This is a genomic window from Phytoactinopolyspora alkaliphila (genome assembly GCF_010550695.1).
Taxonomy (GTDB): Bacteria; Actinomycetota; Actinomycetes; order Jiangellales; family Jiangellaceae; genus Phytoactinopolyspora; species Phytoactinopolyspora alkaliphila.
This window is the reverse complement of sequence record NZ_JAAGOB010000004.1, coordinates 121386-143440: the sequence shown is the minus strand read 5'-3', so window position 1 is coordinate 143440 and position 22055 is coordinate 121386. Positions and strand designations below refer to the sequence as shown.

The 22055-nt window shown below is 67.1% G+C and carries 24 protein-coding genes; 13 read left to right on the top strand and 11 right to left on the bottom strand.

The annotated features are described in order from the left end of the window. The first annotated feature begins 11 nt into the window (after positions 1-11). The 7 genes from G1H11_RS08875 to G1H11_RS08845 all read left to right on the top strand — a co-directional run bounded on the left by G1H11_RS08875 (position 12) and on the right by G1H11_RS08845 (position 8161). Positions 12-731, top strand: coding sequence for a FadR/GntR family transcriptional regulator (locus G1H11_RS08875; RefSeq protein WP_163818172.1), 720 nt, complete (start codon positions 12-14; stop codon positions 729-731). 106 nt (positions 732-837) lie between these two features. Continuing rightward, on the top strand, positions 838-2145 hold the full coding sequence (locus tag G1H11_RS08870) for an ABC transporter substrate-binding protein (RefSeq protein ID WP_216843589.1): 1308 nt from the start codon (positions 838-840) through the stop codon (positions 2143-2145). A 92-nt stretch (positions 2146-2237) separates the two neighbouring features. Next, positions 2238-3071: an ABC transporter permease subunit gene (locus G1H11_RS25680; RefSeq protein WP_163818437.1), complete on the top strand. Its 834-nt coding sequence runs from the start codon at positions 2238-2240 to the stop codon at positions 3069-3071. A gap of 14 nt (positions 3072-3085) precedes the next feature. Next, positions 3086-3901 carry a carbohydrate ABC transporter permease gene (locus tag G1H11_RS08860; protein WP_163818170.1) on the top strand — a complete coding sequence of 272 codons (816 nt, stop codon included), beginning with the start codon at positions 3086-3088 and terminating at the stop codon, positions 3899-3901. A 50-nt stretch (positions 3902-3951) separates the two neighbouring features. Then, a complete protein-coding gene (locus G1H11_RS08855) occupies positions 3952-4755 on the top strand; it encodes an SDR family NAD(P)-dependent oxidoreductase (RefSeq protein WP_163818168.1) in 804 nt (267 codons plus the stop codon). A 32-nt stretch (positions 4756-4787) separates the two neighbouring features. Continuing rightward, positions 4788-6020 (top strand): enolase C-terminal domain-like protein, encoded by a 1233-nt coding sequence (locus G1H11_RS08850; protein ID WP_163818166.1) that lies wholly within the window; start codon positions 4788-4790, stop codon positions 6018-6020. Positions 6021-6046: 26 nt separating this feature from the next. Further along, a complete protein-coding gene (locus tag G1H11_RS08845; RefSeq protein WP_163818164.1) occupies positions 6047-8161 on the top strand; it encodes a glucosidase family protein in 2115 nt (704 codons plus the stop codon). An 8-nt stretch (positions 8162-8169) separates the two neighbouring features. On the opposite strand, the gene soxR is transcribed toward G1H11_RS08845, so the two are convergent. From soxR to G1H11_RS08825, 4 genes are all read right to left on the bottom strand, one after another. Beyond that, complete coding sequence (soxR, locus tag G1H11_RS26435) at positions 8170-8640, bottom strand: redox-sensitive transcriptional activator SoxR (RefSeq protein WP_425501197.1); 471 nt, start codon at positions 8638-8640, stop codon at positions 8170-8172. 121 nt (positions 8641-8761) lie between these two features. Next, complete coding sequence (locus G1H11_RS08835; RefSeq protein WP_163818160.1) at positions 8762-10018, bottom strand: DUF2786 domain-containing protein; 1257 nt, start codon at positions 10016-10018, stop codon at positions 8762-8764. 179 nt (positions 10019-10197) lie between these two features. After that, a complete protein-coding gene (locus G1H11_RS08830) occupies positions 10198-10791 on the bottom strand; it encodes a TetR/AcrR family transcriptional regulator (protein ID WP_163818158.1) in 594 nt (197 codons plus the stop codon). 34 nt (positions 10792-10825) lie between these two features. Next, positions 10826-11755, bottom strand: a complete 930-nt coding sequence (locus G1H11_RS08825) for a CAP domain-containing protein (protein ID WP_163818156.1) — start codon at positions 11753-11755, stop codon at positions 10826-10828. 215 nt (positions 11756-11970) lie between these two features. Here G1H11_RS08825 and G1H11_RS08820 point away from each other — a divergent pair, with 215 nt between their 5' ends. Further along, positions 11971-12411 carry a (deoxy)nucleoside triphosphate pyrophosphohydrolase gene (locus G1H11_RS08820; RefSeq protein WP_163818154.1) on the top strand — a complete coding sequence of 147 codons (441 nt, stop codon included), beginning with the start codon at positions 11971-11973 and terminating at the stop codon, positions 12409-12411. A 41-nt stretch (positions 12412-12452) separates the two neighbouring features. Continuing rightward, positions 12453-13109, top strand: coding sequence for a DUF1707 domain-containing protein (locus tag G1H11_RS08815; protein ID WP_163818152.1), 657 nt, complete (start codon positions 12453-12455; stop codon positions 13107-13109). Positions 13110-13202: 93 nt separating this feature from the next. Here G1H11_RS08815 and G1H11_RS08810 read toward each other — a convergent pair whose 3' ends face one another. The 5 genes from G1H11_RS08810 to purD form a co-directional block, all read right to left on the bottom strand. Beyond that, a complete protein-coding gene (locus tag G1H11_RS08810; protein ID WP_163818150.1) occupies positions 13203-13676 on the bottom strand; it encodes a DUF3180 family protein in 474 nt (157 codons plus the stop codon). Positions 13677-13709: 33 nt separating this feature from the next. Beyond that, positions 13710-14276 (bottom strand): 2-amino-4-hydroxy-6-hydroxymethyldihydropteridine diphosphokinase, encoded by a 567-nt coding sequence (gene folK / locus G1H11_RS08805; RefSeq protein ID WP_163818148.1) that lies wholly within the window; start codon positions 14274-14276, stop codon positions 13710-13712. Beyond that, on the bottom strand, positions 14273-14635 hold the full coding sequence (gene folB / locus G1H11_RS08800; protein WP_216843587.1) for a dihydroneopterin aldolase: 363 nt from the start codon (positions 14633-14635) through the stop codon (positions 14273-14275). The genes folK and folB overlap by 4 nt, the downstream gene beginning before the upstream one ends. Positions 14636-14733: 98 nt before the next feature. After that, positions 14734-15603 carry a dihydropteroate synthase gene (gene folP / locus G1H11_RS08795; RefSeq protein ID WP_216843586.1) on the bottom strand — a complete coding sequence of 290 codons (870 nt, stop codon included), beginning with the start codon at positions 15601-15603 and terminating at the stop codon, positions 14734-14736. Between the two features lie 9 nt (positions 15604-15612). After that, positions 15613-16887, bottom strand: coding sequence for a phosphoribosylamine--glycine ligase (gene purD, locus G1H11_RS08790; RefSeq protein WP_163818145.1), 1275 nt, complete (start codon positions 16885-16887; stop codon positions 15613-15615). A 124-nt stretch (positions 16888-17011) separates the two neighbouring features. On the opposite strand from purD, the gene G1H11_RS08785 reads away from it, so the two are divergent. Continuing rightward, a complete protein-coding gene (locus tag G1H11_RS08785; protein ID WP_163818143.1) occupies positions 17012-17797 on the top strand; it encodes a tyrosine-protein phosphatase in 786 nt (261 codons plus the stop codon). Positions 17798-18006: 209 nt separating this feature from the next. Here the strand turns inward: G1H11_RS08785 and G1H11_RS08780 are convergent, their stop codons facing one another. Continuing rightward, positions 18007-18633: a nitroreductase family protein gene (locus G1H11_RS08780; RefSeq protein ID WP_163818141.1), complete on the bottom strand. Its 627-nt coding sequence runs from the start codon at positions 18631-18633 to the stop codon at positions 18007-18009. Positions 18634-18650: 17 nt separating this feature from the next. Continuing rightward, a complete protein-coding gene (locus tag G1H11_RS08775) occupies positions 18651-18920 on the bottom strand; it encodes an HPr family phosphocarrier protein (RefSeq protein ID WP_163818139.1) in 270 nt (89 codons plus the stop codon). A 254-nt stretch (positions 18921-19174) separates the two neighbouring features. Between G1H11_RS08775 and fbaA the strand changes: the two genes are divergently transcribed. The 3 genes from fbaA to G1H11_RS08760 all read left to right on the top strand — a co-directional run bounded on the left by fbaA (position 19175) and on the right by G1H11_RS08760 (position 21999). After that, positions 19175-20197 (top strand): class II fructose-bisphosphate aldolase, encoded by a 1023-nt coding sequence (gene fbaA, locus G1H11_RS08770; RefSeq protein ID WP_163818137.1) that lies wholly within the window; start codon positions 19175-19177, stop codon positions 20195-20197. After that, the gene (locus G1H11_RS08765) at positions 20194-20607 is read left to right on the top strand and encodes a DUF3151 family protein (RefSeq protein ID WP_163818435.1); all 414 of its coding nucleotides are present in this window, start codon (positions 20194-20196) and stop codon (positions 20605-20607) included. The genes fbaA and G1H11_RS08765 overlap by 4 nt, the downstream gene beginning before the upstream one ends. A gap of 105 nt (positions 20608-20712) precedes the next feature. Further along, positions 20713-21999 carry an adenylosuccinate synthase gene (locus G1H11_RS08760; protein ID WP_163818135.1) on the top strand — a complete coding sequence of 429 codons (1287 nt, stop codon included), beginning with the start codon at positions 20713-20715 and terminating at the stop codon, positions 21997-21999. Positions 22000-22055: the final 56 nt, after the last annotated feature.

Sequence of the window (22055 nt, the reverse complement as noted above, 5' to 3'; positions counted from 1 at the left end):
TAGATCACTATATGTATCCGGCAAGCGCCGCTCACGAGTCCGGCCAACCTCAGCGTCGTAATCTTTCGAACGACTTGGCATCGGCCGTGGCGGCGATGATTCACCGGGAGTCGCTTCAGCCTGGTGATCAGCTCGATTCTGTGAAAGTCCTGGCGGCTCGGTTTCAGGTTGCCGTGCCCACCATGCGTGAGGCGCTTCGGCGTCTCGAGGCGATGGGCGGCGTGACCCTGCGGCACGGGTCGGGCGTGTACGTCGGGGAGAACGTGCGGCGCATGGTGCTGCCGAATCCGCTCTATCCGAAGCCGACCCGGGGGATGCTCGTCGAACTGCTGGAGGCGCGACGCCAGATCGAGCCGCCGATCGCGGCCCTGGCCGCCACCGTCCGCGACCCGGACGGGATGGAATCCATGATCGCCACCTTGAGTGAGGCCGAGCGATGTGTATCCGAGGCCGACGAGCAGCTGTGGCTCGTCAACCTCAACTTCCATCGCACCATCGCGGTCGCGGGCGGCAACACGGTGCTGGCTGAGGTGATCGACTCCATCGTGTTCATCCATGCCGAGGAACAGCTGGAGATCCTGCGCCTGCACGGCGACGAGAGACGGGACTTCGAGGAGCACCGGCACATCACCGAACTGATCGTGGCGGGAGATGTGCAAGCAGCTCGCAGCGCGATGGAAGAGCATCTCGACAACGTCATCCAGATAGTCCGGGAGCGGCTCTCCGGCTGAACCCGACACTCTGCGCAGTCTGAGGCATTCGACGCTGACGAGGGTCGGCGGCAGGTCGGCGCGCATTCATCGATTCCGAGTACACAACACACAACGAGGTGGTGTCATGACAGACAGGTCCACGATGACCAGGTTCGCCCTCGCCGGCCTGACCGCGGGAGCGCTCCTGCTCGCGGCTTGCGGCGGCGATGACGGCAACGGTGATGACGGCGATGCGAACGCGCCCGGTACCTCGAACGGCGAGGCACGCGACAGCGGCACGTTGAAGTTCTACACCGACAAAGCGGCGTGGGAACCGCAGTTCGACCGGGTCAGCGATGCCTCCGAGGAGCAGGTCGGCTGGGACCTGGACTTCACCGGCTACTCCGACGCCGACGCCTACTCCGCCTTCATCAAGCAGTCCTTCCGGACCAGGGAAAAGCCCACCCTCTTCACCTGGCACACCGGCGACGCGCTGGCCGAGCTCGTCGACGAGGGCATGGTGGCCCCGACCAGTGACATCTGGGCGGAGGCGATCGCCAGCGGTGACATCCCGGCGGATCTGGAGCAGTACTACACCTATGACGGCGAGCAGTACTGCGTCCCGCTGAATGTTGCGTACTGGGTGCTGTACTACAACAAGCACGTCTTCGCCGACCACGGCCTCGAGGCGCCCCAGACGTGGGACGACCTGATGCACATCGCGGACACGTTGGCGGCGGAAGGCATCCCGGCCTTCTACCAGACCAACATCCTGTTCTCGTTCGTGTGGTTCCAGACCCTGCTCGCGGGGTCGGATCCTGACCTGTACGAGGCCCTGGGGACCGGCGAGGCGAGCTACACCGACCCGGGTGTCGTGGCCGTGATGGAGCAGTGGGGCGACATGATCGAAGCGGGATACTTCAGTGATCCCGGACTGGCCGATGATCCGCAGGTGCTGCTCAACAACGGTGACGTCGCCATGCTGAACTTCGGCACCTTCTTTACCGGCTCATTGAACGAGCTGGGGATGGTCTCCGGTGAGGACTACGACCTGTTCGTGATCCCGAACGTCGACCCGTCCCTGGATCGGACATCGCTGATCGTCGAGTCCGGCCCCCTCTGCGCAGCGCAGGAGGCCGACGACCGCGACCAGGCTCTCGACTATCTCACCTGGTGGGTAGGCGCCGAGGCACAGACCGAGTGGGCGAACGCCCGCGGAGACGTCTCGTTCAACCCGAACGCCGAGATCCGTGACGAGCGGCTGGCCGCGCTCGGTGAGGAGGCCGGCACCGACGAGATCCGGTTGGTCGAGCGCTACTTCGAGGCGACACCCCAGCCGGTGCTCACCGCGGCGCTGGATGGGTTCGGCGCGTTCGTCACCAGCCCGGGTGACCCGATGCCGATCCTCGAGACGATCCAGGCCGAGGCGGACGCCTACTGGGCCACCCAGTGATCTCGACGCTCCAACAGCTTCAGCCGGACACCACTGCTGCGCGCCGCCCTCGCGGCGGCGCGCAGCAGTACCGGTGGTCGTCCAGAGCATTCATGGCACCGGGCGTGCTCATCGTCGCAGTGCTGCTTTACCTGCCGTTCCTGTGGACGACGTACCTGAGCTTCACCCGTTATCGGGGACTGGGCTCGCCCGAGTGGATCGGCCTGGACAACTACCAGGCGATGTTCTCCGACCCGGCGCTGCTGACGTCCTTGCGCAACACCGCGCTCTGGGTGGCTGGCACCATCATCGTGCCGGTGGGGATCGGGCTGCTGATCGCCGTGCTGACCTACAACATGCGCTTCGGCGCGTGGTTCCGGTTGCCGTTCCTCATTCCGTATGCCATCTCCGGGGTGGCCGTCGGCGTGATCTGGAGCTTCATCCTGCAGAGCAATGGTGCGCTGAGCCAGGCACTGGACGCGTTCGGCCTGCCCGGGGCGGAATCCCGATGGCTTCTGGATGCTCCGCTCAACACCTTCGTGATGATCGGCGCGGCGGCTTGGCAGGCATCCGGCGTCAATGCGTTGCTCTTCGTGATCGGGCTTCAGTCGATACCCAAGGAGCCGGTGGAGGCCGCCAAGGTGGACGGCGCGTCGGGCTGGCGTATGTTCCGGAGCATCCTGTGGCCGATGCTCAGGCCACTCACCACGGTGGTTGTCGGGCTGTCCATCGTGGCGAGCTTGAAGACGTTCGACGTCGTCTACGTGATGACGCAAGGCGGACCAGGCCGTTCGTCGGAAACGCTGGCGATCACCATGTACCGCGAGACGTTCGTTCAGAGCGAGTACGGGCAGGGCGGGGCGGTGTCCGTGGTCCTCACCGTCGTCACGCTCGCCGCGTCCATCGCCTATCTGCGCCGGCAGCTGTCCGAGCGCAGGGCGCTGTAGGGGGTGGGGAGACCATGACCAAAGTCGTCAAACCGGCGTTCCTCACCGTGCTCGGCCTGCTCTGGCTGGCCCCGGTGTACTTGCTGATCGCCAACGCGGCCAAGCTGCCCATCGACTACTCCTCGTCCACGGTATGGAAGCCGGCGTTCGGCACCGCCTTGTTCGACAACATGCGAGATGTCTGGGACCGCGCAGATCTCAGCTCCTCGGTACTGAGCACAGCCATCTACAGCGTCACGGGTCCCCTGACCGGTGTGCTCATCGGCGCGTGTGTGGGCTTCGCGATCGTCGCCCTGCGGCTGCGGCACGGCTTCTGGTGGTTCGTCTTCGTCTTCGGCGGGACAGTCTTTCCCCTGCAGATGATCCTGATGCCGTTGTTCGTGGGCTACGCGGACACGGGGCTCTACGACACGAGGCTCGGACTGATCCTCGTGTACTCGGTGATCAGCGTCCCGTTCTCCGCTTTCGTGATGCGCAACTTCTTCAGCGGCATCGCCCACCATGTATTCGAGGCGGCGGTGGTCGACGGTGCCACCACATGGCGGATCTTCTGGCGGATCTACCTGCCGATGTCGAAGAGCGCTCTGGTGGCGATCTTTATCCTGCAGGCAACGTTCATCTGGAACGATCTCTTGCTCGGACTGACGCTGAGCCAATCCGACGACGTCCGGCCGATCATGCCCGCGCTCACCAGCCTGCAGAGCACCTACGGCGGCTCGGCGATGCCTGTGGTCCTGGCCGGAGGGCTGCTCGTGTCGCTGCCCACCGTCGCGCTCTTCCTTGCGACGCAGCGCATCTTCTCGCGTGGCCTGGCGCTCGGCCAGTTCTAGAACAACCAATCCCAGCGAACCTCGATGACGATGATCGAAGTGGAGTTCAGATGAGCGAGACCGCAACGGCACCCGGAAGGGTGGTCGTCGTGACCGGAGGCGCAGCCGGCATCGGTGAGGCCGCGGTCATGCACCTAGCTCGCCGGGGCGACACCGTGGTGGCACTCGACCGAGACGACGACGCCCTGGAGCGTCTGCGCCAGACGGCGGCCGGTGAGTCACTGCCGGTGGAGGCGGAACGGGCCGACGTCACCGACGAGGCGCAACTGGCCGCCATCGCGGCACGGGTGGCCGAGCGGCACGGCGGTGTCGACGTGGTGGTGTGCGCGGCGGGGGTGCAGCGGTATGGCACTGTCGATCAGACCAGCATGGAGCTGTACGACGAGGTCATGTCGGTCAATGTGCGCGGAGTGTTCGCCGCGTGCCACCACTTCGTGCCGCTTGTGCGTGTTCGCGGGGGCGGCTCCGTCGTCGTTGTGGCATCGGTGCAGGCCTACGCCGCTCAGCCGGGCGTCGCCGCCTATGCGGCGAGCAAGGGAGCGCTGGTCTCGCTGGTCAAGGCGATGGCCGTCGATCACGCCCACGAGGGGATCCGGGTAAACGCTGTCTGCCCAGGATCGGTCGACACCCCGATGTTGCGCTGGGCGGCAGCGAGGTTCGCCGGGGATCGGCCGGCCGAGGACATGGTGGCCCAGTGGGGCCGCTCCCACCCTCTGGGAAGAGTGGCGACGCCGGCCGAGGTCGCTCAGGCGATCGCCTATCTCGCCGGCCCCGAAGCCGGGTTCGTCACCGGCACGGAACTACGCGTGGACGGCGGCCTCACCGCGGCGCTGAACGTCTCGCTGCCGAAGTAGCGCGAGTCTGCAGGAAGGCAAGGAGAGAACACATGCGGATCACCGACATCCGGGCCACCACCGTCACCGTGCCGTTGCACGCGCCGCTTCGGCACAGCAACGGCGCGCACTGGGGTCGGTTCGTGCGGACTCTGGTCGAGGTGGAGACCGACAACGGCCTGGTCGGCCTCGGCGAGATGGGCGGCGGTGGGCAGAGCGCCGAGGCTGCCATCCACGGCTTGCGTGAGTATCTGATCGGCCACGACCCGGCTCGGACCGAGGCGCTGCGGTTCATGCTCGCTAATCCGACGGCCAGCCTGTACAACAACCGGACCCAACTTCTCGCCGCCGTGGAGTTCGCCTGTCTCGACCTGCTCGGCCAGCACCTGGGAGCGCCCGTGCACGACCTGCTCGGCGGCCGGCTGCGAGACCGGGTGGAGTTCGCCAGCTACCTCTTCTTCCGGTACCCCGGTCCCAGCGGGCAAGGCGAGGTGCGGACGGCTGAGCAGCTCGTCGAGAACGCGCGCGAACTGCGCGAGCGGTTCGGCTTCCGGGTGCACAAGCTGAAGGGCGGGGTGTTCCCGCCCGACTACGAACTGGCTTGCTACCGTGCGCTGGCCGAGGCCTTTCCGCAGGATCGCTTCCGTTACGACCCCAATGGTGCGCTGAGTGTCGAAGAGGCCATCCGGTTCGCGCGGGCCATTGAGGACCTGCCGAACGATTTCATCGAGGATCCGACCTTCGGGCTGAACGGGCTGCGCCGGGTCCGGGAGAACACCTCCCTGCCGATCGCCACAAACACGGTCGTGGTCAACTTCGAGCAGCTTGCGACGAACGTCCGTGATCCGGCGGTGGACGTGATCCTGCTGGACACCACCTTCTGGGGCGGCATCCGGCCATGCGTCAAGGCCGCTGGCGTGTGTGAGACGTTCCAGCTGGGTGTGGCGGTCCACTCCTCCGGGGAGCTGGGCATCCAGCTAGCTTCGATGCTCCACATGGGCGCCGTGGTGCCGAACCTGACGTTCTCCGCCGACGCGCACTATCACCACCTCCTCGACGATGTGATCGAAGGCGGGAAGCTGCCGTACGAGGGTGGCGCGATCTCTGTGCCCACAAGCCCAGGCCTCGGCGTCCGGCTCGACCCAGACAAAGTGGCGGAGTATGCGGAGCTCTACCGGGAACTGGGCAACTACCCATACGACCGGGATCCCGGCCGTCCGGGGTGGTATCCGCTGCTCCCCAACACCGACTTCGCCGACCCGAGCGTCGGCGCGAACGACGCCTGAGCGAAATGGAACGAGGCCCATCCGTGATGACCAGCCCGCACATCCCCACCGTCGAGGATCTCGCCAGCGACGTCCTCACGCACCGCTTCGATGACATGTTCAACCCGCCTGGACTGACAAACTTCCTCGGCGCGGCACAGGTCGACCACGACGTGGTGGCCGTGCGCAGCGTCAACTTTCCCCCGTACTCCCACGGCGACACCGTAACGGGTTCGCTCTACATCGACGGCCGCCTCTTCCGTTCCTTCGGTTGTGAGGTTGAGGTTGTCTGGCGCCCGGACCGCGTGGTCCGCCGCGCCGAGGTCGACGAGTTGTTCATCGAGACGGTGACCGCGTGCCCTCCCGGGACGGCGGGCGTCGTCGTCGATATCAGCATCACCAACCGGCGGGACACCGTGCGAGTGGTCTCTGTGGCGTTGTCCGTCTCCTCGACCGTCACCCGGTCCGGGGGACCCTGGCTGGCTTCGACGCCGCCCGGGGAGAGCAACACCCTCGAGCGGGTGACCGGACGTGACGCGATCTTGGGGCGCGCTGGGAGTTCGGCCGCCGTGAGCGTGCAGGGATGGGCCGCAGCGGGTGCGCCGAACACGACGTCCGGCTCTGTTGACGCTCAAGCCCCGCGGATGCTGCGTTCTTCGCTGCGGCTTGCGCCCGGGGAGACCCGTCGCGTCGGCTACATTCACACGGTAGGTGGCACGGAGGACGAGGCACTCGCCGCGTTCGATCGGCTGGCCGAGGACGTCCCTGCGGTGATCTCCGCGGCGGAGGCGGAATGGAACCGCCAGCTCACGGCAGCGTTCACCCCCGGATCGGGTGAGTTCACCGGCAGTATGCCGATACTTGAGACCAGCTCCGACGAGCTGCGCAGGCTGTACTGGTGGGGTGTGCTCGGCGTCATCTGGTTCCGTCGGGACAATCCGGCGAGTGTCATGGGCCGCACCTATGACACGCTCATGCCCCGCTACTGGCAGACCACGACGTTCATCTGGGACTACAGCCTGAGCTCGCTGGTTCACGCGCTGCTGGATCCCGTGCCGATGCGCCGGCATCTCGAGCACTGGGTGACCACCGATATCCATACCCATTTCGGAACCGAGTGGCAGGCTGGTGCGCCGGTGGGCAACTGGTATTCGGTCAACGACTACGCGATGATCCGCCTCGTTCGTGACTATGTCCGATTCACCGGTGATCTGCCGTTCCTGGACTGGTCCCTTGCCGCTGCCGGGGAACCGCCCCGGCCGGTGAGCGAGCATGTTCTGCATTGGTCGCAGGCCTGGAAGTCACTGCGTCGCGGAAGCGCGCTCGCGGACTATGGCGAGATCGACAACCTGCTCGAGTGCGTCAGCACCTACGTGCATGAGGTGGCGAGCCTGAACGGCGCCAATGTGTGGTGCATGCGCGTCGCGGCCGACATGGCGGACCTGCGCGGCGACGACGAGATCGGGAAGCGGCTCCGCGAAGAAGCGGACGAGCTGGCCCAACAGGTCAACGAGCTGTATGTCCAAGGAGAGGGGTTCTTCCACGCCCGGCACCCCGACGGCAGCTTGGTGCCGGTGCGCCACTGTTACGACTTCTCGACCGTCGGATTGACCATGCCCGGTGACCTCACCGCCGAGCAGCGAAGCGAAATGGTCCAGTTCTTTCAGCGGGAACTGCAGACACCCTCGTGGATGCGGGCCTTGTCCCCGTTCGACGCCGACGCTACCTACAGCGTGCGGCCGGACCACCAGTGGAACGGCGCGTACCCCGCATGGCCGGCAGACGCTGCGCGTGCGCTCGCCGCTCTGGGCGCCGGCGACGTCATGCTGTCGTGGCTGCCCGGACTGTCCCGCACCGCCAACCAGGGTCCCTGTGGACAGGCGCACTTCGTCGAGGAGGCCGAGCCTGCCGTCAATGGTGGCGCGGTGAAGTCGCCGCCGCAGTTCCCGTACCTGATCGACTGGGCGTGCTCGTCCGCCGGGTCGTGGGCAGCGTTGATCATCGAGTCGGTGTTCGGGGTCTCGGTCTCTCTGGATGGCGTTGTTACCGCCGAGCCGCTGGTGGGAGAACTGGATCCGGGGGCGCGCCTGACCGGCTTGGTGGTGGGTGGCGTGGCGTACGACGTCGCAGCAGACGGCACGGTGACCCGGACGTCGAACTGAGGCGATGCTCAGGCGCTCTCGACCAACCGGCGGGCACCCTCGCCATGTTTGCCGAGCTCATCGTGGCGGTTGGCTAGGCTGCACCTATTCAGGGAAAGGCAGCCACAGCCGATGCAGTCCGTGAAGTCGTCCCTGACCTGCTGCAGCATCCGGATCCGCTCGTCAAGCTCCTCCCGCCAGGATCGCGAAAGCCGTTCCCAGTCCTTCTTCGTGGGTGTCCGGCCGTCGGGTAACTGATCAAGTGCGGCCTTGATGTCGGCGAGCGGGATTCCCACCCGCTGCCCGATCCGGATCAAGGCCACCCGGCGCAGCATGCCTCGCGGATAGCGACGCTGATTGCCACTGGTACGGCGAGAGCTGATCAGGCCCTTGCGCTCATAGAAATGCAGGGCTGAAACGGCGGCTCCGCTGCGCTCCGACAGCTGGCCGACGGTGAGCTCCTTCTGATCCCATGCTGGTGCAGCCACGGCCTCGCTCACGTATACCTTCCACCCCTCGACCTCAACATCGCTTGAGGTTGAGGTTAACGGCTCGGCCGGGGCCGGCGCCAACGGTGCCCGCGACGCCGCTGTGAGTCCGGGTGGCACCGGCCCCGGCCGGTCAGCGTGGGGGCAGGGCTCGTCGGCTGCCGTTGAGCACGGCTTGGTTGGCGGCTGTGCGTCCGGCGCCGTAACCGGCGGCATTGCCGACGGAGAAGGAGCGCGAGACGACCCGCCGCCCGAACAGCGTCTCGAACAGCTCGTCCACGGCGCGACGGCGCTGAGCCAAGACCGGCTCGATCTCTCGGCCGGCCGAGGCCTTGCTGTGTTCGCTGACCTCACGCAGCCGCTCACCGATGCGGCTGGCGTAGGCGATGAGAAACGAATGCCGGAACGAACGTATACGAGACCGCCGGGACTTGGTCATCGTCGCCCCTGCGGCCAGCATCGCGCGCGTGGCCTGCACCATGAGCGACGTGCTGAGGATCTCGACCGTGTCGAGATCCACCTCGTCTCCCAGCACCGTCACGAAACCGAGCTTCTCGTAGCTGACGGTTCGGCATCGGTTAGCGGCCGCTACCTCCGCGACCAGCAGTGATTTGGCTCCGATATACGGGGCGTCCAACCAGATCCGGCTGGCCGAGGCGACCGTCTGCGGCCGCAGCGGGCTCGCGTCGGCGAGCACCCGTTCGATCGAGTGCCGGGCCATCAGCTCCTGGGCCTTCGCCGACAGCGCTTCCGCTTCTTGCGCATATGGGGTCGACTCCGCCTTGGCGAGCAGCGCCCGGACCTTGCCCATGATCTTGCTGTCCACCGTGGCTTCGCTACCGCGGCGTGGTGCCTGGCGGTGGTGGCCGGGCGGCGGGATGATGATCGGAAGGGCGCCCATGGTCATGAATAAGGCGATCAGCTCGATCACGGCCCACAGCGTCTCGCGGCGGGACTGGCCATGCCGAGCCGACCATTGCGCCACGTGTGGCCGGGAAGGATCCCACCATCGTTCCGCCCCGAGCGTGTCGAGCTGGCGACGCCACCGTGGATGGAACGCTGCCTCGGAGAACCCGGCACTGTGCTCGGCGATGGCGTCCACCGCTAGCCGCGCCAGAAGATCGGACCGGTTCCTGCGGACCATCTGCTCGACGTCTGCCGGCAGCCAGCCGCGTTTCCACAGGCCCGATACGGCCGTGCTGAGGGCTTCGGCGATGGCGCGGTCTACCCGCGGCTCAGCGGCGGGCCCGGCCGCAGTGAGCGATGTGACGGCATCGATGGCTGCGGGCTCGTTCCCTCGGGCGTGGTACGCCGCCGCGGTCTCGATCACGGTGATGGCCGGATTGAGGCGCGAGTCTTCGCCGTGTGCGTCGCCGGGCGTGTGGAACATCTGTGGGGCCTCCGAAATCAGTGGGTGATCCGCCCAGCATGGCGGCGTCAGGCCCTCATCCAGGCCCCGTCCGGAGAGATTGTGGAGAGCGTGGAGGACGAGTGTGCGCCTGTGGACAACCTGGGGCGTGGCTCCACGGCCGAGGTCAAAGAGAGAACCTCGCTTCCGGCTCCAGGAGACTAGTCCAGCGTCAGTCCGCTGCCGATCCGGTCGAGTGTGCGGTCGATGATCGTCCCCAGCGGCTCCTGGTAGTCCGAATCGTGCCAGTACATGAGCGCCGCCAGGAATGCCGCCATGATGGCGGCGACGATGACGCGGATATCGAGATCCTCGGCGGCTCGGCCCGAGTGACGGGCGATGAGCCGGCCGAGCTCCGTCTCGAGTTCGGATGTCTGCCGGAACATCTCGGCACGTACCGATGGTTCGTTCATCGTGTACCGCATGCGCCGGCGGATCAGGTCCTCGTCGGCGTCGAGCATGCTCCGGAACGCCGTGGACAATGACTCCCGCAGCGACGTCACCGGATCATGAACGGCCAGCTTGTCATCGAAGGCCGCCAAGAGCTCCGGGTCGTACTCGTCGTAGAGGACGAGCTGTTCCTTGGTACCGAAGTACCGGTACACCGAACTCGGCGAGACATCCGCCTCGGCCGCGATGCGTTCGATGGTGACGTGCCCGTAGCCGTGCGCGTCGAACAGGTCGAGCGCCTTCTGCTGAATATGGCGCATCGCGTCGAGCTTCTTGCGCTCCCGTCGGCTCAGCTGGGCTCTCATCGGAGCAAAGCGTACCCTCGGCCGGCGATCCCACTCATTGTGTGCCGAGGAGCTGGGTCCACCACGTCGTCAGCACGCCCGTCTCCGCACCGAAGCCCACTGAGACGAACTCGCAGTCGGCGATCTTGGCCCGGGACTCGGAGCGCGACAGCCAGGCGTTCACGGCATACCTTCCACCCAGCAGCCCGCGGGCGATGTTCTCTCCGACCGGTGCGGGGTATCCCGCGGCCTTGGCGCGATCGGACGGGCCGGCGCCATCGGGGCTGATATGGGAGTAATAGCCCCGCTCTCGCATATCCGCGCTGTGCTGACGAGCCGCAGCCGTCAGCTTGGCGTCCACGCGCAGATCCGGGCAGCCCGCATGACGCCGCGCGTTGTTCGTGGCGTCGAGCGCCCGTTGCTCTGCCCGGGTGAGTCTGGGCGGCTCCGACGTCGGCTCTGGGCGCGGCGAACGGCTTTCGGTAACCGTAGGCCTGGGTGGCGGCGGCGCACTGGGCGTGTAATTGGGAGGCTGATGGTGCGTCGTCGGCGTGGCCGTGGGCTCCGTCGGACGAGGAGTCGGGTTCGTCGTCGGCTCAGCGTCATCCGGCGGCTGCGTCGGTGGTGAGCTTGGCGGCGGCTGGGGCGACGAGGTGGGCCGGCCGGGTTCCTGACCGTCGGACTCACCTGAACGATCAGCGGACGACGTCGTGTCTCGCGCGGCCGACGGCTGTGCCGACATCACCCGTTCCGTGTCGTCGTCGGCGTCCGTGTCGTCGCGGTTCCTGGTCGCTTCCGGGCTCGGCGTCGTGTCCGGAGCGTTCGCGTGGTCGCGCGCTTCCGGACCGGCCGCCGCGAGGAGATGTCCGCCTGCGGCGCGGCCCATGGACGATTCCGTATTCGGTGCCGGTTCGTACTCGCGCAGCGCGACGTATGTGCTGGTGACGAAGACCAGTGGCACGATGACCGCTACTACGAGGCGCACCCGCGCCCCCACCAGTGAACTCCGACGGTGGCGAGGCTGCCGAGGCTCCACCGATCCCTACCCTTCCCCATTACCTACTGCACCGCTGCCAGTCCTCTGGTCAGCGGAACACTAGCTCCAAGAACGGGACCATACTCCAGATCGCGGTGAAATAGTATGGCCCGACTGTCCCATTGTTGATCGCTTGAACGTCGTATTTCACTCCCTAGGGAGACATGTCCCCCAAACATCAGACATGCGTGGTAGCGGCCGCCATTGTGGACCGGCTCGACCGGCCCGCACGTCTCCTGGCCGCCCGCCGGACGGCGCCGCCGGCGCTGGCAGGACAGTGGGAACTGCCGGGCGGCAAGACCGAACCCGGCGAGGCTCCAGCCGACGCGCTCCTGCGTGAGCTCAGGGAGGAATTGGGCGTGCGGGTTCGGCTGGGGGCGCAGATCACCGGTCCACTGGATGGCCACTGGCCCCTAGCCTCGGCGCTGACGTTGAGGCTGTGGTGGGCGGAGATCGTGGACGGAGAACCCATGCCACTGCAAGATCACGACCAGATCCGCTGGCTTGAGGCGGGCCGCTGGCTGGACGTCGCGTGGATTCCCGCCGACCGAACAGCGGTGAGCGAGATGGTTCGCCGCGCCGGTGGTCCGTGCGTCCACCGGTAGTGGGATAGATCGCAACCGCTCTGCGAACTAGGCTAAGGCGCGTGTCCCTACCCGATCAGCCAGCCGAAGCCCAGCCGCCGCGGATCCGCGCGTCGGACCAGGAGCGTGACGAAACCGTCGAGCGTCTCTCCGAGCACGCCACCACGGGACGGCTGACTCTGGCCGAGCTCGAGGAGCGGATCGACCGGGCTTACGCAGCCACGACGCGCGACGAGCTGGCAAGGCTGACGGCTGACCTCCCCGCCCCCAGCAGCAGGCCCGCCACCAGCCATCCGGGCGCGGAGCCGGTGCGTCGCCGGAAGGCCACGAAGTGGATCGTGGCGGTCATGGGCGGCAGCAGCAAGCGCGGACGCTGGCGGGTGTCCCGCCAGGTCACTGCGGTAGCCGTCATGGGCGGCCACGACATCGATCTGCGCGACGCCGAACTCGACAGCGACGACACCACCATCGTCACCATCAACGTCATGGGCGGTACCGATATCTACGTGCCGGATTCCGTCGATGTCGAGGTAGGCGGATTCTCGCTGATGGGCGGCACCGACGAGCTCGGAAGCCGCCGGAGCCCCCGCCCCGGCGCGCCGCGCATCCGGATCCTGGCCTATTGCCTGATGGGCGGCGTCGACGTGTGGAGGCTGCCGGACGACGCGCTGGGCCTTCCGCTGAAGGAAGCCAAAAAGGCCGCCAAGCGCGCGCACTAGCGCCCTTCCCCAAATGATCATGTAAACCATGCCTTCTCGTGCTTCACCATGCCTGCAGCCATGGTGAAGCACGAGAAAACATGGTTTACATGATCATTTGGGGAAGGGGCTACCGGGCTGGTCGTCCTCGGGCGGCACCACGCATGCGCGCTCCAGGGCGACCGCAGCGCCCGAGGCCAACGTCGCGAACGCGATGACCAGGCCGGACATCACAAGCCGGTCCCGCCCCATCGGCACCTCGAGGTGATCGGTGGCCAGGACGGCCAGCCCGACGTATGCACCGGCGGCGGCGGCGCCGAAGTACTCGGCGGCTTTCGCGAGCGCGAGCAGCCGTGCCACGCGGAGGGGTCCGATATGCCGGTCGTGGCGACGCTCCTGGATCCAGCCGCGCACCTCCCGGGCCGCGGCGAACAACAATGCCGCCAGGAGGAACACCATGACCGGCAAGACCACCGGCACCGGCGGGAGCGTTCCGGACGCGTCCAGGAGGAGCCGGCTGATCGACCAGCCGATCGGCGCCGCGATGAGCCCGACCCAGATCAGTGTCGGGATCTTTGTCTTCTGCATGTCAGGCGCGGCCTCCCGCGGCTGGCCCGGGCTTCAGGACGGCAGTTCCAGCACGTCGTCGGTCCGTCGGACCCCAGTGGCGTCAACCGCGGAACTCAGCTCGATGACGCTACCGAGTCCCGGCACCGTGAACTCGGGGTCGACGTCGGACCAGGGCATGAGCACGAAAGCGCGCTGGGACAAGCGGGGATGCGGGACCTTGAGGTCTTCGTCGTCGGCCGTGACGTCGCCCACGGCGAGAACGTCGACATCGAGTGTCCGGGAGCCGTTGGGCTCTTCCCGGGTGCGGCCGTAGGCGATCTCCGTGGCCATCGCCCGCTCAAGCATCGACCGCGGCGACAGCGTCGTGTCCACTACGAGGACCGCGTTGAGGAATTTGGGCTGGCCGGCGGGTCCGCCCACGGGTTCGGTCTCGTAGACCGGCGAGACGGCGACCGCGACGATCTCCGGCGAGTCGGTCAGGGCGTCCACGGCGCCCTGGAGGAAGTCGAGCCGATCACCCAGATTGCTTCCGAGCGCGAACGCGGCACGACGCAGCGGCCGCAGATCTCCGGTCAGCGTGTCGGCGTCGACCACATTGGGGTTGGGAACATTGGTCACGTGCGGGCCCTTCGAATAGTCACGGTCACATCGCTCACCGGCACCGTGGTTGGCGCCTCCGGCTTGTGCACGGTCACTTCGACGTCGTGCACCCGGGTGTCATCCAGGCAGACGTCGGCGATCCGCTGGGCAAGGGTCTCGACCAGCTTGACCGGCTCCCCCTCGACAATGCCGACGACGGCCTCGGCGAGGGTGCCGTAGTCGACGGTATCGGACAATTCGTCACTTGCTGCTGCCGGACGGGTGTCGATGCCGAGGTCGACGTCGACGACGAACGGCTGGCCCTGTTCTTGCTCATAGGCGAACCAGCCGTGGCGTCCGCGCGCGGCGATCCCATGCAACGTGATCCGGTCAGGCACGAGACGACCATAGTCGTAGGTGGCTCTCGCGCGCTGCCCCCGGGTGGTGGAATCGGCTCTATTTAGGCGCACGGATCGGATTTCGGCACCGATTCCGGTCATCGTTCCATTCCCAACCGCGCGGCCACGCGGACCGCGTCCAGGCTCGCCGGCACGTCGTGCACTCGCACGCACCAGGCGCGATCCAACGCGATGGTCGTGGAGAGCGCGGCCGTGGCCGCGTCGCGTCCGGCCGGTGCGCGCCGTTCCCCGGAAACCGGATCAGCCAGAAGCTCACCGAGGAAGGTCTTGCGCGAGGCCGCCACCAGGACCGGGTGCCCAGTGCCGACGATCTCCGCCAGTCGGGCCAAGATCGTCCAATTGTGCTGCCAGGTCTTGGCGAACCCCAGGCCGGGATCGATGACGATTCGTTCCGGCGCAACTCCGGCCGCGACGGCGGCGTCGACCCGGGGCAGCAGCTCAGCGATCACGTCAGCGACGACGTCGGCGTATTCGGTGTGCTCCTGCATGTGCCGCGCATGAGCGCGCCAGTGCATGAGAATGATCGGCACGCCCGCGTCGGCGACGACCCGTAGCAGCTCAGGATCGGCCAAGCCGCCCGAGACGTCGTTCACCAGGTGCGCGCCCGCGTTCAACGCCTGTTCGGCCACCTCAGCGCGCATGGTGTCCACCGAGACGGTGACGCCGGCCCCGGTCAGCTCCTGGATGACGGGCACCACCCGGCGCAGTTCCTCGTCCACGGGTGGCCGTTCGGCGCCGGGCCGGGTCGACTCACCACCGACGTCGACGATGTCCGCGCCCTGCGCGGCGAGGCGCAATCCATGATTGACCGCGGCTTCCGAGTCGAACCACAAGCCGCCGTCGGAGAACGAATCGGGTGTGACGTTGACCACGCCCATGATCAGGCAGCGTTGCGGAGCTGGAAGCCCAGCGACATAGGCGGCCGGCCGGCCGGGTGTGGTGCTCACCGCACCAGGCTAAGGGGTGGTCCGCGGCACGACGATCTCGCCGCGTGCCGCGGCCAGCGCGATGTCGGTGCGATGATGTGCGCCGTCCAGCTCGATCATCCCCACACCTTCGTATGCCCTCGCCCTGGCCTGCGCGAGGTCCGTTCCGGTAGCGGTGACGGACACCACGCGACCGCCGCTCGAGACGACCTGGCCCGACGAGTCGAGCCGGGTGCCGGCATGCAGGACATCGACATCGGGCAGCGCCTCGGCATCGGCCAGCCCGCGGATCGGGTCACCCTTCCGGGGCGACTCCGGGTAGCCCGCTGCCGCGACCACGACGCTCACGGCCGCGCCGTCGTCCCACCACGGCGCCGGGTGTTCGGAAAGCCGCCCCGTGGCGGCTGCGAGCAAGAGGCCGCCCAGGCCGGATCGCAGCCGGGCGAAGACGGGCTGGATGTCCGGATCGCCGAACCGGGCGTTGAACTCGACGACGCGGATGCCTCGCGAGCTGACCGCGAGGCCGGTGTAGAGCGCTCCGACGAATGGGGTGCCCCGGCGCTGCATCTCGGTGATTGTCGGCACGACCACCCGGTTCAGCACGTCGTCGACGAAGTTCTCATGAACCCACGGCAACGGAGAGTAGGCACCCATGCCGCCGGTATTCGGGCCGGCGTCGTTGTCGTGGGCGCGCTTGAAGTCCTGGGCCGGTGGGAACGGCACGACCGTCACCCCGTCGGTGACACAGAACAGGGAGACCTCGGGGCCGTCGAGGTACTCCTCGATGACCACCTTGCCGCAGTCCTTGGCGTGGGCGAGCGCCGCGTCGCGATCCTCGGTGACCACCACGCCCTTGCCCGCGGCGAGCCCGTCGTCCTTGACGACGTAGGGGGCACCGAACCGGTCCAGTGCGTTCTCGACCTGCTCGGGGGTCTCACACACCACGGCCATGGCGGTGGGCACACCCGCGGCCGCCATGATCTCCTTGGCGAACGCCTTGGAACCCTCGAGGCGGGAAGCTTGCTCGGAGGGCCCGAAGCATGGCACTCCGCGGGCTCTGACCGCATCGGCGACGCCGCTCACCAGTGGTGCTTCCGGGCCGATGATCACAAGATCAGCGGCGATCCTGCTCGCCAGGTCGGCGACGGCCTCGCCTTGCAGCGGGTCCACCTGATGGATGGTCGCTTCTGCGGCGATGCCGGCGTTTCCCGGTGCGGCGTGGACCTCGGACACCTCCGGGTCGCGAAGGAGCGCCCGAACAAGCGCGTGCTCCCGACCGCCGGAGCCGATGACGAGTACTCTCACGTCGGCCGAGCCTAGCGTTTCAGCCCGAACGCGAGGTCCCCGGCCGTCACTTGGGGTGGCGTTGCGATCCGGCAGGCGCTTGCCGGCGTGTTTCCGGCGGACAGAAGACATAGGCTCGTCCATGATGAACAGTGATGTCAGATGGATCGACCTGGTAGGCGCCGTCAATGTCCGTGACCTGGGCGGCCTGCCCACCCATGACGGCGCGACCACCGCTTTCGGCCGGATACTCCGTGCGGACAACCTGCAGGATCTCACCGACGACGACATCTCCCACCTGGTCGGGACGCTGGGCTTGCGCGACGTCGTCGATCTCCGCAGCGGCGCGGAGATCATGCTGGAAGGTCCGGGCCCGCTGACCCGGATCCCGGATGTCACCATTCATCATTTCTCGATGCTCGCCGAAGCGGGCAACGACGCCGGAGTCGACAGCGAAGTGGTCCTGCCCTGGGCCCAGCAGGACGGAGACCAGCGGTCGGCCTGGCTTCCACCGGGCGAGTTCTACCTGCTGACCCTGAAGGAGCGGCCGGAGTCGGTCCTGGGTGCGCTGCGCGTCATGGCCTCCAGCGACGGCGCGGCGCTGGCTCACTGCGCAGCCGGCAAGGATCGGACCGGCGTATTGGTAGCGCTCACCCTGACCGCTGTCGGCGTGCCGCGCGACGCCATCGTCGAGGACTACGCATTGACCAACACCCGGATCGAGAAGATCATCGAGCGGCTGAGAAGCACCCCCACATACGCCGACGACCTCGATTCCCGGCCCATGACCAGCCATTTCGCGCTTCCCGAGGCCATGGACAGTTTCCTCGACCTGGCGGAGAAGGAGTTCGGCGGGCTGATGGACTGGTTGGAGGGCCACGGCTGGACGGCGGAGGACACCGACGCGCTGCGAGCCCGCCTGCTGACCTGAGCCCGGGCTGAGCTGAGCGGCGCCGGGAAGACTAGCCAACCCGAGTGCGTGAGGTAGGTGACTGTTTCTCGGGCACTTTGGAGCCCGCCGTGGCAGTGGGTGGGCTGAGGTTGAGTCTGGCAATTGCCCCTCGGGCGTCGCGCACCGTGGCGGTGAAGCATGCCACGGCGGGCTCCAAAGTGCCCGAGAGGCAATTGCCAGACTCAACCTCAGCGTGCTTCTCGTAGGTTCGGCAAGCTGTTCCAGTGGCCGTGGTGGACGACGTCGTCCAGACCGCGTCGGCCTCGCTTGAGTGACGGGGAACGGCGGTCTGGCGCTCGGTGGCCGATGGTGATGGCGCCGATGGGGGTGTAGTCCTCAGGGACGCCGAAAGCATCGCGGAACGCCGGGATTCGTTCCGGAGGGACACCGAAGAAGCAGGCGCCGAGGCCCTCGTCGACGACGGTCAGCAGCATGAGCAGGGCGGCCATGCCGGTGTCGATGTCCCAGTACGGCACCGGCCACCTGGATTCGTCGCGATCCGTCCAGCCCTTGTCCGGAGCCGCGTACCGGTCCAGGTATGCGCGCTTGCAGGACATGGGCACGATGACGACCGGTGCTCGCCGCAGGCCTTCGGACCAGCTGTCGACGCCGGCACCCGGCGGCGTGGCGGCGTCCCAGAAGACGTGGATCTGCTCGGGGGTGTCCAGGCGGAGGAAGGCCCAGCCTTGGCTGAAACCCGCGCTCGGAGCATGCAAGGCGTGCTGAAGGATCTGGTCGACGACACCCGGGTCCACCGGCTCGGTCGTGTAGTTCCGCACCATCCGCCGGCGGCGGACGACGTCAGCGAACTCCATGCTGGTCCCGTCCGCCGTTACTCGGCGTCGAGATCCTTCTCGAGCAGACTTCCGAGAGCGTCCAGGGCTGCGCTCGCATCCTTGCCTTCTGCCGCCAGGATGACCTCGTCGCCCTGCTCGACGCCGAGCGTCATGATGGACAGGATGCTGGAGGCGTCGACCGGTTGGCCGTCGGGCTTGCGAATGGTGACCTTGGTGGGTTGCTCGGCGGCGGCCTTGACGAACACGGCCGCCGGCCGGGCGTGCAAGCCCGACTTGCTGGCTACGACTGCTTTGCGCTCGGGCACATTGCCTCCCTGCGGCGGCCTGGGAATCTGGTTACCAGCCTACCCGGCTCCGCGCCGCGGCCCTCCGGCGGATCGATTCATCAGCCGGGGAGCGTGGGCCATGATTGCGACGTGGCCCCCGGCTTGCCGAAACATGGGGGTAACAGGCGATACTGCTAGGTGGAGTGTGTCCCCCGTCGCAGTGGGACCACAAGCACGGCGAAGTGTCGTCCCATGAGACTCAGGTCGCTGCCCCACATTGAAACGGAGTACCTATGCCTATCGCCACGCCAGAGATCTACGCGGAGATGATCAGCCGCGCCAAGTCCGGGGCCTTCGCCTATCCGGCCATCAACGTGACCTCCTCCCAGACGCTCAACGCAGCTCTGCGCGGATTCGCGGAGGCGGAGAGCGACGGCATCATCCAGGTCTCCACCGGCGGTGCCGAATATCTGTCGGGCCCCACGGTCAAGGACCGCGTCCGCGGGGCCATCGCCTTCGCCGCGTTCGCCCACGAGGTCGCGAAGAGCTACGACATTCAGATCGCGCTGCACACCGATCACGCGCCGGTGGACGCCGTCGAGAAGTGGGTCAAGCCGCTTCTGGCCGCCTCCACGGAGCGGGTCAAGGCCGGCGGCGAGCCGCTGTTCGGCTCGCACATGTGGGACGGCTCCGCGGTGCCGCTGGACGAGAACCTGAAGCTGGCCGAAGAGCTGCTCGCCCTCTCCGCCGAGGCAAAGACGATCCTCGAGATCGAGGTCGGCGTCGTCGGCGGCGAGGAGGACGGCGTCGCCCACGAGATCAATGACAAGCTGTACACGACGGTCGAAGACGGACTGGCCACCGCGGCGGCCCTCGGCACCGGCGAGAAGGGCACCTACCTCACGGCGCTGACGTTCGGCAACGTGCACGGCGTGTACAAGCCGGGCAACGTCAAGCTGCGTCCGGAGATCCTGCGCGACATCCAGCAGACCGTGGGCGAGAAGTACGGCAAGGAGAAGCCGTTCAACCTGGTGTTCCACGGCGGATCCGGTTCTACGGCCGAAGAGATCAGCGCGGCCGTCGACTACGGCGTCATCAAGATGAACATCGACACCGACACCCAGTACGCCTTCACTCGCCCCGTGGTCGAGCACATGTTCAAGAATTACGACGGTGTACTGAAGATCGACGACGAGGTCGGCAACAAGAAGATGTACGACCCCCGGACGTGGGGCAAGGCGGCCGAGGCCGGACTGGCCGAGCGCGTCGTCGAGGCGTGCCAGCAGCTGCGCTCGGCTGGGCAGAGGATGCGCTGATGGCCGGCGAGAACCTGTTGGGCGGGCCACCGGAGACGTTGCTTCCGGACGAGCCGGCTCCTCGAGAGGCGCTGGAGTCGGGTGTCGACGCGGCCACGGTGGCCGCGTCGAACCCGGCGTCGTCGCTGGCGTGGGCGTTGCTCGCCGATCGGGCCTTCGAGGCGGGCGATCCCGTCACGTCCTACGCGTTCGCGCGGACCGGATACCACCGCGGGCTGGATCAGCTGCGCCGTGCGGGATGGAAGGGGCACGGCCCGATTCCCTGGGAACACCAACCCAACCAGGGATTCCTCCGAGCGCTACACGCGCTCGGGCGAGCGGCCGAGGCCATCGGCGAAAGCGACGAGGCCCAGCGGTGTGCGCAGTTCCTCCGCGACTCCAGCGAGACCGCTGCCGAAGAACTGTCCTAAGCGCGCTTTGCGCGCGCGGGAGGCGCCGGCCGGAACGCCACGGCGCGGACTTTCCGGTAGCCTCCTGTCCGTCATTGTTCATGTAAGAAGGGGGAACACCCCGCCATGCCCGCGATAGTGCTCGTCGGAGCCCAATGGGGCGACGAAGGCAAGGGGAAGGCGACCGACCTGATCGGCAGTTCGGTCGACTACGTGGTGAAGTTCAACGGCGGCAACAACGCCGGGCACACCGTCGTCATCGACGGTGAGACGTATGCCCTGCACCTCTTGCCCTCGGGAATCCTCACGCCCGGCGTCGTCCCGGTGATCGGCAACGGCGTGGTCGTCGACCTCGGCGTCCTGTTCGAGGAGATCGACGCGCTCGAGGCCCGCGGCGTCGACACGTCACGTCTCGTGGTCAGCGCCAACGCGCACCTTCTCCCGCCGTACAACCGTACCCTGGACAAGGTGGTCGAGCGATTCCTGGGCAGCCGCCGGATCGGCACCACGGGCCGCGGGGTCGGGCCGACTTATGCGGACAAGATGTCGCGGGTCGGACTCAGGGTGCAGGATCTGTTCGACGAGAAGATCCTCCGGCAGAAAGTCGAGGGCGCGCTGGTCCAGAAGAACCAGTTGCTCGTGAAGGTTTACAACCGGCGTGCCGTCACCGTCGATGAGATCGTCGACGAGTTGATGAGCTACACCGATCGGTTGCGCCCCATGGTGGCCGACTCCAGCCTCATGCTGGCCAAGGCGCTGGACGAGGGCAAGAACGTCGTTCTCGAAGGCGGCCAGGCCACCTTGCTCGATGTCGACCACGGGACGTATCCCTTCGTGACGTCGTCCAATCCGACCGCCGGCGGCGCATGCACCGGCTCCGGCATACCACCGGGCCGGATCGACCGGGTCATCACCGTGATGAAGGCATACACCACTCGAGTGGGTGAAGGACCGTTCCCCACCGAGCTGACCAACGAGGATGGCGTCCGGTTGCGCAAGGAAGGTGGCGAGTTCGGTGTCACTACCGGCCGGCCACGGCGCTGTGGGTGGCTGGACACGGTGATCGGACGGTACGCGGTCCGTATCAACGGCACCACCGATTTCGTCCTCACCAAGCTGGACGTGTTGAGCGGCTGGGATCCGGTTCCCGTATGTGTGGGCTACGACGTCGACGGCGTGCGGCACGACGAGATGCCCATGACGCAGACCGACTTCCACCACGCCACGCCCATCTACGAGTATTTCGAAGGCTGGGACGGGGACATCTCGGGAGCCCGGAAGATGTCGGACCTGCCTGACGCGGCCCGGCGTTACGTGCAAGCAGTGGAAGAGATGTGTGGGGCTCCGATCTCGGCCGTGGGCGTCGGCCCTGGACGTGAGTCGATCATCGCCATCCGCGACCTGATCAACTGACCCGCTGTTGGTCACCTGATCGTCGCGTTGTCATCCGAACGGTGCGCCGGCCAGCG

Bases quoted from the DNA above. Each gene is read 5' to 3' on its own strand.
- G1H11_RS08875 (WP_163818172.1), top strand. From the start codon at position 12: ATGTATCCGGCAAGCGCCGCTCACGAGTCCGGCCAACCTCAGCGTCGT.
- G1H11_RS08870 (WP_216843589.1), top strand. From the start codon at position 838: ATGACAGACAGGTCCACGATGACCAGGTTCGCCCTCGCCGGCCTGACC.
- G1H11_RS25680 (WP_163818437.1), top strand. From the start codon at position 2,238: ATGGCACCGGGCGTGCTCATCGTCGCAGTGCTGCTTTACCTGCCGTTC.
- G1H11_RS08860 (WP_163818170.1), top strand. From the start codon at position 3,086: ATGACCAAAGTCGTCAAACCGGCGTTCCTCACCGTGCTCGGCCTGCTC.
- G1H11_RS08855 (WP_163818168.1), top strand. From the start codon at position 3,952: ATGAGCGAGACCGCAACGGCACCCGGAAGGGTGGTCGTCGTGACCGGA.
- G1H11_RS08850 (WP_163818166.1), top strand. From the start codon at position 4,788: ATGCGGATCACCGACATCCGGGCCACCACCGTCACCGTGCCGTTGCAC.
- G1H11_RS08845 (WP_163818164.1), top strand. From the start codon at position 6,047: ATGACCAGCCCGCACATCCCCACCGTCGAGGATCTCGCCAGCGACGTC.
- G1H11_RS08835 (WP_163818160.1), bottom strand. From the start codon at position 10,018: ATGTTCCACACGCCCGGCGACGCACACGGCGAAGACTCGCGCCTCAAT.
- G1H11_RS08830 (WP_163818158.1), bottom strand. From the start codon at position 10,791: ATGAGAGCCCAGCTGAGCCGACGGGAGCGCAAGAAGCTCGACGCGATG.
- G1H11_RS08820 (WP_163818154.1), top strand. From the start codon at position 11,971: ATGTCCCCCAAACATCAGACATGCGTGGTAGCGGCCGCCATTGTGGAC.
- G1H11_RS08810 (WP_163818150.1), bottom strand. From the start codon at position 13,676: ATGCAGAAGACAAAGATCCCGACACTGATCTGGGTCGGGCTCATCGCG.
- G1H11_RS08785 (WP_163818143.1), top strand. From the start codon at position 17,012: ATGAACAGTGATGTCAGATGGATCGACCTGGTAGGCGCCGTCAATGTC.
- G1H11_RS08780 (WP_163818141.1), bottom strand. From the start codon at position 18,633: ATGGAGTTCGCTGACGTCGTCCGCCGCCGGCGGATGGTGCGGAACTAC.
- fbaA (WP_163818137.1), top strand. From the start codon at position 19,175: ATGCCTATCGCCACGCCAGAGATCTACGCGGAGATGATCAGCCGCGCC.
- G1H11_RS08760 (WP_163818135.1), top strand. From the start codon at position 20,713: ATGCCCGCGATAGTGCTCGTCGGAGCCCAATGGGGCGACGAAGGCAAG.